At 34.7% G+C, this 12,946-nt stretch carries 11 protein-coding genes; 5 read left to right on the top strand and 6 right to left on the bottom strand.

Annotated features, from left to right (window positions below; genetic code table 11):
• Nucleotides 1-109: 109 nt before the first annotated feature.
• The 5 genes from AB3I72_RS05305 (at nucleotide 110) to AB3I72_RS05285 (ending at nucleotide 5,356) form a co-directional block, all read left to right on the top strand.
• Complete coding sequence (locus AB3I72_RS05305; protein ID WP_002419642.1) at nucleotides 110-529, top strand: PTS mannose transporter subunit IIA; 420 nt, start codon at nucleotides 110-112, stop codon at nucleotides 527-529.
• A gap of 12 nt (nucleotides 530-541) precedes the next feature.
• Nucleotides 542-1,033 (top strand): PTS sugar transporter subunit IIB, encoded by a 492-nt coding sequence (locus AB3I72_RS05300; RefSeq protein ID WP_016614222.1) that lies wholly within the window; start codon nucleotides 542-544, stop codon nucleotides 1,031-1,033.
• A 16-nt stretch (nucleotides 1,034-1,049) separates the two neighbouring features.
• Entirely contained in the window at nucleotides 1,050-1,865 is an 816-nt protein-coding gene (locus AB3I72_RS05295; RefSeq protein WP_002365419.1) for a PTS mannose/fructose/sorbose/N-acetylgalactosamine transporter subunit IIC, read from the top strand.
• Nucleotides 1,862-2,689: a PTS system mannose/fructose/sorbose family transporter subunit IID gene (locus AB3I72_RS05290; RefSeq protein ID WP_002360964.1), complete on the top strand. Its 828-nt coding sequence runs from the start codon at nucleotides 1,862-1,864 to the stop codon at nucleotides 2,687-2,689. The genes AB3I72_RS05295 and AB3I72_RS05290 overlap by 4 nt, the downstream gene beginning before the upstream one ends.
• 147 nt (nucleotides 2,690-2,836) lie before the next feature.
• Entirely contained in the window at nucleotides 2,837-5,356 is a 2,520-nt protein-coding gene (locus tag AB3I72_RS05285) for a sigma 54-interacting transcriptional regulator (RefSeq protein ID WP_070702940.1), read from the top strand.
• A 42-nt stretch (nucleotides 5,357-5,398) separates the two neighbouring features.
• Here the strand turns inward: AB3I72_RS05285 and AB3I72_RS05280 are convergent, their stop codons facing one another.
• The 6 genes from AB3I72_RS05280 to AB3I72_RS05255 form a co-directional block, all read right to left on the bottom strand.
• Nucleotides 5,399-8,275 (bottom strand): DUF3427 domain-containing protein, encoded by a 2,877-nt coding sequence (locus tag AB3I72_RS05280; protein WP_368023661.1) that lies wholly within the window; start codon nucleotides 8,273-8,275, stop codon nucleotides 5,399-5,401.
• Nucleotides 8,268-8,684, bottom strand: coding sequence for a (deoxy)nucleoside triphosphate pyrophosphohydrolase (locus AB3I72_RS05275; protein WP_002381045.1), 417 nt, complete (start codon nucleotides 8,682-8,684; stop codon nucleotides 8,268-8,270). The genes AB3I72_RS05280 and AB3I72_RS05275 overlap by 8 nt, the downstream gene beginning before the upstream one ends.
• A 1,025-nt stretch (nucleotides 8,685-9,709) precedes the next feature.
• A complete protein-coding gene (locus AB3I72_RS05270; protein ID WP_174126824.1) occupies nucleotides 9,710-10,003 on the bottom strand; it encodes a nucleotidyltransferase domain-containing protein in 294 nt (97 codons plus the stop codon).
• Nucleotides 10,000-11,142, bottom strand: coding sequence for an HNH endonuclease signature motif containing protein (locus AB3I72_RS05265; RefSeq protein WP_368023660.1), 1,143 nt, complete (start codon nucleotides 11,140-11,142; stop codon nucleotides 10,000-10,002). The genes AB3I72_RS05270 and AB3I72_RS05265 overlap by 4 nt, the downstream gene beginning before the upstream one ends.
• A gap of 593 nt (nucleotides 11,143-11,735) precedes the next feature.
• Nucleotides 11,736-12,200: a pentapeptide repeat-containing protein gene (locus AB3I72_RS05260; RefSeq protein ID WP_368023704.1), complete on the bottom strand. Its 465-nt coding sequence runs from the start codon at nucleotides 12,198-12,200 to the stop codon at nucleotides 11,736-11,738.
• 64 nt (nucleotides 12,201-12,264) lie between these two features.
• Nucleotides 12,265-12,387 (bottom strand): hypothetical protein, encoded by a 123-nt coding sequence (locus AB3I72_RS05255; RefSeq protein WP_263598451.1) that lies wholly within the window; start codon nucleotides 12,385-12,387, stop codon nucleotides 12,265-12,267.
• Between the last annotated feature and the right edge of the window lie 559 nt (nucleotides 12,388-12,946).

Here is a 12,946-nt window from a genome sequence, read left to right as displayed (position 1 = left end):
CGAAACTGTTTAAACAGTTTCAAGAGCGTTAAAGCCCTTTCAAATCAAGGATTTAGAGTTCTTTTTTTTTGGCACAGAACTTGCTTTATATAAAAGTGAGGTGAAAAGAATGAAAAGAAAATTTTTAATTGCTAGTCATGGAAACTTAGCGAAAGGCTTCCAAAGTTCCTTGGATATTCTCGCAGACAAAGGAAAAGAGCTGGCGGTCATCAATGCCTATGTGACTCCTGAGGACTACACGCCAATTATTCAAACGTTTCTTCAGTCCCTTGGCACAGAAGAACAAGCTATTATTTTAACAGATTTATATGGTGGTAGCGTCAATCAAAAAATTGTTCAAGAAGTCATGACGACAAAACCAGACAATGTTTTTATCATTTCCAATGCCAACTTAGCCATTGCTTTGTCTCTGATTTTCTTAAAAGAAGGCGAAAAGCTAACCAAAGAAGATATTCAAGCAGCAATTGTTGAAGCACAAATTCAATTCGTTGAATTAAACCCATCAAATGAAGAAGAAAACTTTTTTTAGGAGGAAATTAAAATGATTACACAAGTACGAGTAGACGACAGATTAATTCACGGCCAAGTAGCCGTAGTTTGGACCAAAGAATTGAATGCCCCCTTATTAGTTGTAGCGAATGATGAAGCAGCCAAAAACGAAGTAATGCAAATGACGTTAAAAATGGCTGTCCCTAATGGCATGAAACTATTAATTCGCTCAGTCGATGATGCGATTGATGTCTTCAATGATCCTCGTGGTAAAGACAAACGAATTTTTGTAATTGTGAACAGTGTAGCGGATGCTACTAAAATTGCGAAAAACGTGACAGATATTGAAAGTGTGAATGTTGCCAACGCTGGCCGCTTTGATAAATCAGATCCAGCCGCCAAAACAATGGTTTTCCCGAGCGTCCAATTAAACCCTGAAGAGTTAGAAGCTGCCAAAGAATTAGCCAGTTTGACTCACGTGGAAAGCTATAACCAAGTCCTGCCAACCAACTCAAAATTAAGTCTAAAACAAGCCGTCAATTAAAAGGAGGAAATGAACAATGCTTATGCATGCAACAATGGCAGCCTTAGCTGTATTTATCTGTTTTGCTGGGAATTATTTAACTGGTCAAAGTATGATGGAACGTCCCTTAGTCGTTGGATTAGTCACAGGAATTTTAATGGGCGACATGAAAACAGGGGTTCTAATGGGGGCCTCTTTGGAAGCAATTTTCTTAGGAAATGTTAATATCGGTGGTGTTATCGCCGCGGAACCTGTAACTGCGACTACTTTAGCCACAACGTTTGCAATTATTTCAAATGTCGAACAAAAAGCCGCCATGACGTTAGCCGTACCAATTGGGATGTTAGCCGCTTTCGTGGTGATGTTTTTAAAAAATGTCTTTATGAATATCTTTGCTCCTTCTCTTGACAAAGCAGCACGTGAAGGCAACCAAAAAATGGTTGTGACACTGCATTACGGAACGTGGATTATTTATTATTTAATCATCGCTTCGATTTCATTTATCGGAATTTTAGCAGGCAGCGGGCCAGTAAATCTGTTTGTTGAAAGTATTCCACAAAATTTGATGAACGGCTTAAGCGCAGCTGGCGGACTTTTACCTGCCGTTGGGTTTGCCATGTTAATGAAACTATTATGGGATAATAAATTAGCCGTCTTTTACATTTTAGGCTTTGTTTTAACCGCGTACCTACAATTACCAGCCGTTGCGGTGGCGGTCATCGGGACAGTAATTTGTGTCGTGAGTGCCCAACGGGATGTAGAATTTCGCGACATTCTAAAAAGAAAACCTGCGGCGTCTTCTGCGGTTGAAGGCAGCGCGAAAGAAATCGAAGAGGAGGACTTTTTCGCATGAAGTTAAAAGAGAATTTATCTAAAGAAGAGAAAAAAATGATGCGCTCTGTTTTCTGGCGGTCTTGGACGATGAATGCTAGCCGGACAGGAGCTACACAATACCACGCAGTGGGTGTCATGTACACTTTACTCCCAGTTATCAATCGTTTTTATAAAACCAAAGAAGAACGGGCCGAGGCATTAGTGCGTCACACCACTTGGTTCAATGCAACCATGCATATCAATAACTTCATCATGGGGCTCGTTGCTTCGATGGAAAAACAAAACAGTGAAGACGAAAACTTTGATGCTAGCTCTATTACAGCAGTTAAAGCCTCACTAATGGGGCCACTTTCAGGCATCGGTGATTCCTTCTTCTGGGGAATCTTGCGTGTCATTGCTGCCGGTATTGGGATTTCATTAGCCAGCACTGGTTCGCCATTAGGGGCGATTGTCTTCTTACTTTTATACAACGTCCCTGCGTTCTTAATTCACTATTATGCGTTGTATAGCGGCTACTCAATCGGTGAAAGTTTTATCCAAAAAATGTACGAATCAGGCGGAATGAAGATACTCACAAAAGTATCAAGTATGCTAGGCTTAATGATGATGGGCAGTATGACTGCTTCAAATGTAAAATTCAAAACGATTCTTGAAGTTTCCGTTAAAGGAAGCGAAGACGTAGTTAAAATCCAAGACTATTTGGATCAACTATTCGTCGGTATCGTACCATTAGCCGTGACATTACTTGCTTTCTGGCTATTACGCAAAAAAGTCAATGTTAACGTGGTGATGTTTGGTATCATGTTCTTAGGCATCTTGCTAGGATTACTAGGCATCTGTTAAAATTGAAACAATAAACATTCAATTATTAAACACTTAGAGCCTGAGACAAAAATCCAAAGTGATTTTTATCTCAGGCTTAAAAGCTGATAAACGGCGGGAACAGAAGCAACCCCTGTCCCGACCTCTCTTTTGGAAGGACGATGAATCATGCGCTTGGAGACCTACCAACACTTAGTTGATATTTTAGAAACTAGCAACACCCCGATGAGCACACAAGAAATTGCCACAAAAATTCAATTAAGCCGCTCGGTAACCAGCTTATACTTAAATAAATTATTGGAAAAAGGTGAAGTCCAACAAACGGGAAAAAAACCCGTTTATTGGCAATTAACCCGTGCAACAACCCCCACGACCGATGTGTTTCGACAATACATCGGTAGCCAAGGCAGCGCCAAAAAAGCCATCGAACAATGCAAAGCCGCTATGTTGTATCCCCCATTGGGTATGCCTTTATTAATCCATGGAGCCAGTGGCGTCGGCAAAAGCTTTTTGGCAAAACTGATTTATGAGTATCTGAAAAATGAACAAATCATTGGCCTGGAAAAATTCTACACCTTTAACTGTGCCGATTACGCCAACAATCCCGAATTGCTATCATCCATTCTCTTCGGCCATACCAAAGGCGCATTCACTGGGGCTGAATCAGAAAAACAAGGACTCTTGGCCCAAGCTAATAATTCCGTACTCTTTTTAGATGAAGTACATCGATTATCCAACGAAAACCAAGAAAAACTCTTTCAGTTTATGGATACAGGGACCTTCCGCCCTATTGGTGAAGAAGGAAAAATGGTACATTCCAAGGTCCGGCTACTATTTGCGACCACCGAAAACCCGAAAAAAGTCTTATTACCAACCTTTTATCGCCGAATTTCCGTAATCGTCTCACTTCCGAACTTCAAAGAGCGCCCCATTCGAGAACGGATTGCGATTTTGAAAAACTTATTCCACCGAGAAGCGAAACGAATGACCAAAGACATCAACGTGGACGAAGAAATCTTTACGGCATTATTAGAAAATGACGAACCTGGCAACGTGGGGAGTTTATCCAACAAAGTGCAGCTCCTTTGCGCGTCGCAATTACGAAAAACTTTGCCCAATCAACCTGTCGTCATTGGCGATGCGACTCAACCAATGATTACGATTCCTTTAGACAAAGAAGTGTTAGAAGAAAACACACTTTCTTCCGATATTTTCGCAACATTTGAAGCCTTATTTACAAAAGAAAAAACACTGGCCCACTTAAAAACTGAACTGACACAATTCATTAAATATTGTTTAGACGATGAAATAACCTTAGAAAATGATTATTTTTTACAAAACCTAGTCACGGAAGTCCAAACCAAAAACAAACTAATTATTAACCAACCTGAGCAAACTGAAAAACCGATGAAAGATGTTGCCAAATTGCTGAAAATTTTACCGCCAACATTTAACGAAACAGTGCTCCTTCCAGTCCAAACACAGTTAAAAGAACACTATCCGCGAACGGTTTCCCTCGTGAAAAACTTAGTCAGTCCGCTGCCAGAAGAATACCGTTTCTTGACAGAGGTACTCTTATCTGTATTACTCAGCGGAGAAATTTCTGAAACGATTCCTTACCAAGCGCTCCTCGTGGCGCATGGTGAATCGACTGCCACAAGTATTCAAGCCGTTGCCAACAAATTATGTGGTACCTATATTTTCGATGCGATTAACATGCCCTTAACCTCCTCCGTCCGAGATATCGTCGCCGAAGTTAAAGACTGGCTTTCTCAGCGGGACACATCACAAGGCGTCATTATGCTCGTCGATATGGGTTCCCTGACACAACTTTATAAAAGTTTGAAACCGCAAATTCTTGGAGAACTCTTGGTGATCAACAACCTGACCACTGCCTATGCGTTGGAAATTGGTCATCAATTAATGAACGAACAACTTTTCTATGGTATTGCTAAAACAGCTGAAAAAAAATTTAAAACCGATGTACAGTACTTTGAAGGCTTTTCAGTGGAAAAAAATATCATTGTCTCTAGTATTTCAGGTCTGGATATTGCCAAGCAAATCAAACAAATCTGTCAAAAATACCTGTATACTGATATTAAAGTCATTACTCTAAAATACAAAGATTTGGTAAACACGTTAGACATTGCCAACGCCGAAGAAAATTATTTAAAAGAAACCTCGCTCATTTTGACGACGTCTTACTTAGACAACCATACGAATGTTGCTAGCGTGAATCTCTTAGACATGTTAGACGAAGATGCAGGAACCCAGTTGATGGAACCTTTCCAAAACTTGATGCATCCCAATAACATTGATAGCATGATTAACGAATTTGTTCACTTCTTCTCGAAAGAAGGCTTGTCAGAAAAACTAGAATTTCTAAATCCTGACGTTATTATTAAACAAGTCGAAAACGTTACAAAAAACATTGAAAAACGTTTCGACCTCACACTCAGCGGAAAAATGAAATTTAACTTAATGATGCACAACGCGCTCATGGTAGAGCGGACAATGCTCGGCGTTGAAGACTATGAAGTCCCTGCTAACCTAGAGGAACTAACCATTAACCAAAAACCATTTTTCCAAAATGCTAAAAACATTTTCTATACCCTAGAACAGTTTTATCGAATAGAGATTTCCAACTGGGAACTCTATGTTATTTATGAAATTTTGTCTTCTCGGTGAGGGGGGATGGGAAAAGCCACTTTCCAGAGGAAAGTGGCGTTTTTAGTTTGTGTTCTGTGTTAAAAATTCATACATATTAGGTTCTACAGGTGTTTCTAAGGTAAAGTCTAGTTTAACGACGCTTTTTTTCTTACCCTCTTTGTCTTGTTTTTCGACTTGTTGGATAGTTTCTTGAAGAGGGACTACTTCGCCTAGATAATAGAAATCTGTTTCATTCTCTTTTTGATTATATTTCCGTTTCACAAATAAATGAAATTTATATTCCCCAGGATTCCGCAAAAGTTGAACTTCTGGTGAGCGTAGATTTCTAGGCGCTTTTGTATACCAATGGAATGTTCGTTCATCAATAAATTCATCCTCATAAGCAATACGTGCAGCTTTAAAATCTTTGCCTTTATCCAAAGTTACAAAAATAGCAAAATGATTGTTACTGTTTGTATATCCACCAATACTTTGTTCATTTTGATTAAAGTTCATATTTAATAATCGTAAAACATCTTTACGACGATATTTTTTGTATAAATTTAACGGTTGTGATAAATCATACTCCATAGATTTGTTAATCCCTGTATGGATTACATCTAACATCAAATTGATGAAATAAGAATTCTTTTTAAACTCTCTGAATTTTTCTGTTATTTGTAAACAATTCTCTTTCATCTTAAACATTTGTGATAACAAATAACGTTTTCTAATTGTTGATTCGTAAAAAGATAAATCTAAGACTTTAACAACAGATGCTAGAGTATCTGTCGTATACGTCAGGTTAAACGTATCAAACAGCGCTGTGATTTCCTCTAAAGATAACTGTTCTTTATCTGTCATTAAAAATTCTTCAATAACATAAAGTTCATGCGGGCGAATTCCTGATAACAATTCTACAGAAACAAATTTTAGTGCACTGTTTTCTTCTTCACTTAATTTAGCTTCTGTTTCCCCAATCCTCTCCAAGAAATTATAGTATGTTTTTTCTTTACCTATAATCAACAATGGATCCACGCCATCTAACACTTGAAAATCATTCAGGTAAGGAACCCTATTCAACCGATTTTTCAACTTAAAATAACTAGCTTTTAGTTCTGACATCGCATCTAATTTAGCTTGATCAATTGATTTAAAGATACGTTCACGAGCAACTTTTTCAAAATTAATTGAAGATAAACCACTGATATACGTCACATCAATTGTATCGCGACGTAAACTATTCTTAGTTTGAGAACTATCTCCAGATAAAGCCATAGGAATCATATAGTTATTTTTATAATTACCAATAAAATCAATTACCGTAACAAATTCTTTTGATGGGTCTTTTCTTAGCCCCCGACCTAATTGCTGAATAAAAATAATACTAGATTGCGTATTTCGCAGCATAATTACTTGATTTACTTTAGGGATATCAATGCCTTCATTAAAAATATCAACCGTGAAGATATAATGAATCTCTCCAGTATCTAAACGCTTAATTTCCTTTTCTCTTTTATCAAAATTATGGTCACCAGATAAATAAGCACTCGGAATTCCACGATCGTTAAACATCTCTGCTAACTGCCTTGCTTCGTCTTTACGACTACAAAACACCAAGCCTCGAGGACTATCTCCCGAATAACCATAATAGTTAATTTTTTTTATTAAAAAATCAACTCGTTCTTCCTGTAGCAAACGTTTTAAATCGGTTGTTTCATCAATGATTTCACCATCTTTTTCATAATCAGTTACGCCAAAATAATAAAATGGACAAAGCAGTTCTGCTTCTAAAGCGGCTTGCAAACGTATTTCATACGCTACATTATAATCAAATAGCTCAAAGATATTAAAATTATCTGTTCTTTCAGGTGTAGCCGTCATCCCCAATAAAAACTTGGGATTGAAAAATTCAATGGCTTTAATATAAGATTTCGCTCCAGCTTTATGGACTTCATCAATCAAAATATAGTCAAACGCTTCTTTTCCTAAACGCTCTTGATATTCACTTTTAGATACTGTTTGAATTGTTCCAAATAGATACTTTGCATCAAAATTCTTAGAATTCCCTGATAAAACACCATAATCATCATCTTTTCCACCTAAAATCAATTTGAATGATTCTAATGCTTTCATTAAAATTAGCTCACTATGAACAATAAATAATACACGTTTAGGATTGAATTGCTGCACATCAAATGCTGCTAGATACGTTTTCCCTGTACCAGTCGCCGAAACAATCATTCCCTTAGTTGCGCCCGTTTCTCTAAGCGATTTTAAACTTCTAAGCGCTTCTTTCTGCATAGAGTTCGGCAAAATATATTGCGTATCTAAACACTCGTTTTCAGAAACATCTTGTACTAACATCTTTCTATTAACAATAGGATGATAATTTTTTTCAAATGCTTCGACCCATTCTAGGGTTAACGACTTTGCCTCGTGCCATTCTTGAATGAGATGCTTTTGAATAGAAGAAACCATCTCGCCATTCTCTCTTGAAGTTAATCTAACATTCCACTCATAGTTAAGTTTCAAAGCAGACATTGTTAGGTTCGAACTACCAATAACGAAGCTTTGATAATCCTCCATCTCAAATAAATATCCTTTTGAATGAAAACCTTCTTTTTTAGAAACTCGTACTTCTACATTTGGAATATTCAACAATGCTCGAAATACGTGTGGATCATTAAAATTTAAGTATGTTGATGTTAAAATCTTTCCAGAGATTCCACGCAAAGCCAGATCAGCCAGTTGTGTTTTTATCGCATTTAAACCACTAGGTGTTATAAATGCGACAGCTATAAAAAAAGTCTTACAGCTTTTCAAATCTTTACTCAATGTATTCAATAAATAATCATGTTTTTTGGGATTGTTCACAATAAATTTAGGTGTAAGATCGTCACCTAGAGCTTCTTTATTAATAAATGCCTTTTGTAACGCCAATTCTAAATTATCCATTTTGTTCAGTTCCCACACCTTTTTCTACTAATTTTTCCACAGTAGGAATATCAGCAGGCGCCCACTCAAGTTGGTTTAATTCATTTGGCGTTAGCCATTTAATTTGTAGATGTTCTGTCAACTGAGGTTCACCTGATTCTAAATAACAGATAAATGTAGTTAGATTAACGAAACCAAAATCATACTCATATCGACAAAAAGCATACTCTTCCTTGACGATCGTTACTTCTATTTTTAATTCTTCTTGCAATTCACGTTCAAGCGCTTGAACTTTCGTCTCACCATTCTCGATTTTTCCACCAGGAAATTCCCAAAGATTTGCTAATGCACGTTCAGGTCCTCTTTGACAACACAAAACTTTCCCGTTCTCCACTATGATTGCTCCTACTACGTGAATTTCTTTTTTCATATATTTTAACCCTCTAATCTAATTGATTTTGTTAGTTTTATTATATTTAGGATCGCATAAATAAGCTAGGGTTGCAATATTAGTGGCGTAAATTTCATTTATTATATTTGTTTTTTGATTTACTATACTTTAATTATTTAATAACTCTTCAGTTTAAACATACTAATCTCTCAAAAAACCGCAACTTACTCCCTCCAAAACGCAAGAGAGAAAAAGTTAATAAAGAAATATCTCCCAAAAACGTATGATGAATTCAAAGAAAAAAGAAATAGCGGCGATCAAAATGAGGAAATCAACTAAAAAGAAATGTATCATCTGCGTAAGTGCGTTATTCGTAATGAGTATACTTGCTGAAATCGGAATCAATTATTCTCTTGGTAAGAAAGATAAACATATTGTCAGTATGTGAATTTTTATATACTGGTTTATGACAGAACCCACACTGTCGCTACCATAAAAAAAGACACCTTCCAAAAAATGGAAAGTGTCTTGAAACATTGTAATTGATTCGTAAGCGAACACGTTCGCAACGACTCCAAATAATTAACGTTTTGAGAACAAAAATAAGTACTATATGAAAACATCTATGTTGTCAAATCCACTTACTGCAAAGTTTAACATCTTTTGAAGTGGATGTAATATGAATCATATTAAAAGCATGCTCTATTTAAACTGATTTGTATTTTATTTCAAAAAGTGACTTTTTGAGTAAGTTCCCTTCTATTCCAAATTGATATAATTATTTCGAATAAATTATTGATTTAATTGTCAGTAGTTGCTATAATATTAAACTTTTTTATCAAATATCTTAAATTTTTTTACATATGAGAACTACAATGTAACAGCAACACTCAAAATCAAACATCAGAAAAAACTTTTACAGTTACATAATTTGATAGTTGTAACGTTTTTTTGCATATAGAAAAAATGATCTATTTTGTCTCATTATATCTCTTATCCTGCCATCTCACGGCTATAATCACCATCTATAATTCGTCATATACTTTCCGCCTCAGTTTTAAAACCTATTTAATTTTTAAATAATTATTGTTTATCCTCAATAAAAAACCGGTATTTTTTTCTTCTTCAAAACTCAGAGCAGTTATATCGATAGGATAACTAAATTGACCTTCAAGAGCCTGTCTTATTTCAATTACTGCAGTTGGAATTTCTCGTGAAAACGATGAGTAAAGTAACAGTATGTCAATATCTCGAAAATTTCTATCTGATTCTAAAAATGAACCAAAAAGATAGACATTATCAAAATAGCTGAATAAAAAAAGATTTTTTTTAATTCCCATTAAAATATCACTATTCATTTGACTCCTCGTATAAAACTATAAAAATTATTAGTATATAGTAGCCTCACATCTAAATTATCCGCTAATTCACAAGCTTCCTTAGATATACACTTTTCCCCGTTCCAATTATGCAAGTTAACAATGACGGTATTAGCTGGAGGTGCTAGCCTAGTTAGAAATTCTTTACTTAGACAATATTCGTATACAAAAATAATATTAATATCTGCAACAACGATTTCCTGTAAATTTCCCTTTTCCTTATACTCAAATGAAATCCCATTATTTCTTAAATACTTAAGAATAAAATTCAAGCTATCCAATCTAACTTTGGTAGCTCTAAAACATTTGTTATCAAAGTACAGTTGTCTTAACCTAGGCGTGTCATAAAGATATACATCACTTTCACAATCATTTTCCTTTATAGTGATGTACGGTTGATCATAACCAAGACCAATACTGACAAGTCGATCTTCATGAATCATTTTCTTCAAAAATACTTCAAGAGACTCAGTAGATGGTGACAAGGAATCCTCAATAGATTGAACGTCGAATATAGAATCAACCTCTTTGGGATATAAAACTTTCCTAATCTTTTCATCCGACTCACGTGTAAGCTGAAATTCATTTATATGTGCAATGAAATTCATAACAATTTCTAAATTAGATTTATAAACATCAGATTTTTGTAGCAAGTTCAAATTATTTTCAAGAATTCCTTTAATTGTCGCATTATTAACTAGTACCTTACCTTCAAATTTTTCCCACAGATTTTTATTTTTTCCGATGTAATAATTTTCGAAAATGGTTTTGTTATCCAAAAGCAATGGTTTTATTACTTCTTTCATTTCCAAAAATGTTTTATACTTTTTAGAAAAAAATGATTCCACCTCTGACATTCTTTTTACCTTCCACGATCTTACCTCACTTGTATTAAATAGTTTATTTTTATCAAAATTCGTATGACAATTCGGACATAAAACAAGCAGATTATCATACGAATTATCTTCTCCATCACAATAAGGAACTATATGTGCTCTCTCAATAATGTCTCCTGCATCAAGAAACAAAGATATTTGACAATTAGGGTTCATACATCTCCCCATTGATTCAGCATATAACCTCCTTAAAACACCTTCTTTTGTTGATTTTCTACCCATTGACAATTCTCCTTTTTAATAAATAAAAGCAAAAACATGCATGATTTTTACTCGTGATCGCGTAGTAACTATTATTAAAAGTCTTAAAGTATACATGATTATGATAATTTTTAATTTATACTCCTCGTATCCTTAGAGCTTATCTTATACTGGTCTTAAATACAACTGAATTTTTCTTAAATACTTGTCAAAAAAGATCTATATCAGTTAATAATTGGTAACTAATTTCTCTGCTACACAGAAATAACATTTACCACGATAACCAGAAATCAAAAAAGACGCCAAACAATTACCACTGCATAGTCACTTTTCATTATCCATTTGGTTATTTTCTATTATTTTCATTAAATAACTAAGTGGATATTGTTCCTTGTTCATTGTTGCACAAGTACATTTCAGACCTTGATATAATTCTTCAAACGGATATATTCTCATCAGAAAAAGAACTGGTCCTTCTTTTACCGAGGTGTGATTTCCTAGTTTAGTTTCCTCACTATACCTCACATTTTCAGTATTTCTATCACTTTTTCGCCTTCTATTTTCAAGTAGTCGTTCTTTTTTTGTGAGTCCCAACCTTTTAGCTTCTTTAGGTCCTATTCGTTATATTTTTCTTTTTCTCCTTTAGAGCGATTCATTCTTCTCTTAGTATGAAATAAACTTTTCGAATCTCGCATATTCTGTTTAGCCTTTAAATGATTCAGAAGCTTATAAATAGTTTCTTTTTGTTTATCTGTATACTTTATTTTTGAGGACGTTGTAATAGCGTATATATCAGCCTCAAAGGGATAAACCATAGAATCAGAATAAGAATTTGACTCAAAAAGTGAGTTAGTAATTGTGCACTGGTCAAACAGTACCCTATAAAAGCTTGAATTCTCGAAAGTCGTATATAGTATGGAACAATTCACAAAAGAGCAATTGCTAAACTTACAATTTATAAAAAGACAGTTTTCAACTCTAGCTGTTGTAAAAATAGTCTGTTCAAATCTACAATCTGCAAAAATAACTCTTTGATTCCAAGTTAGAGAAAAATCTTTTCTGTTAAAATTCTTTTCCAAATGTTTTTTATATCCATAGCTAAAAATCTTATTATTATACAATTTAAAAAGGTTTTTTCGTTGTTTATAATTCAAAAACAACAGCCCCAACCAGATGAGGAGTTATCGCACTCGAATTTGAGAACTGAATCAGCAAAAACAACAAGAAAGATACCCAAGTTAAAACGTCAGATAAACTTCCTAACATGACAACCACCTCCTCTGATAAATTGCTTTGTGAACCCCAATATCCGTCCGTAGACTACAATTTAAGCTAGACTCTCATCTAGCAGGGGCGGGTTCACTTTATTATACCTCATTAACTATTGTATATAAACCATCTTCAAGAAATTGGATTTATTTAATTTCTCCTTTAATATACTAGTTTCATGAGTTCCATAGAGAAAAGACAAGAAAGTTTGCAGAAGGTCAAAAGTATGGTCAAAAAATACTCGCCAGTGTATTATAACTTTGAGATATATCTGAAATTACTTTAAAGCATTCAACCTACAATTTATCTAGTTTTTTAAATTGTGATACTTTACGAGCTTTTTTAAGACCTGGTTGGCTAATCTTAGATATCATGAATCTTAAAGATGCAGTAATATCAACAATTTCTATTAAAATCAACTAGAGGAAGTTTCATAGTATTTGAACAAATTTCAAATACTCGTAACTAAACTTCGTAACCAAACAAAATATCTTGCACATCAGAGTATATATTCACATTTTATAATATAATCTTACCCAAAAATACACATAAATCA

This window comes from Enterococcus sp. GC34 (assembly GCF_040886645.1).
Classification (GTDB): domain Bacteria; phylum Bacillota; class Bacilli; order Lactobacillales; family Enterococcaceae; genus Enterococcus; species Enterococcus faecalis.
The sequence above is the reverse complement of the archived record's forward strand: the minus strand, read 5'-3'. Positions and strand labels throughout refer to the sequence as shown.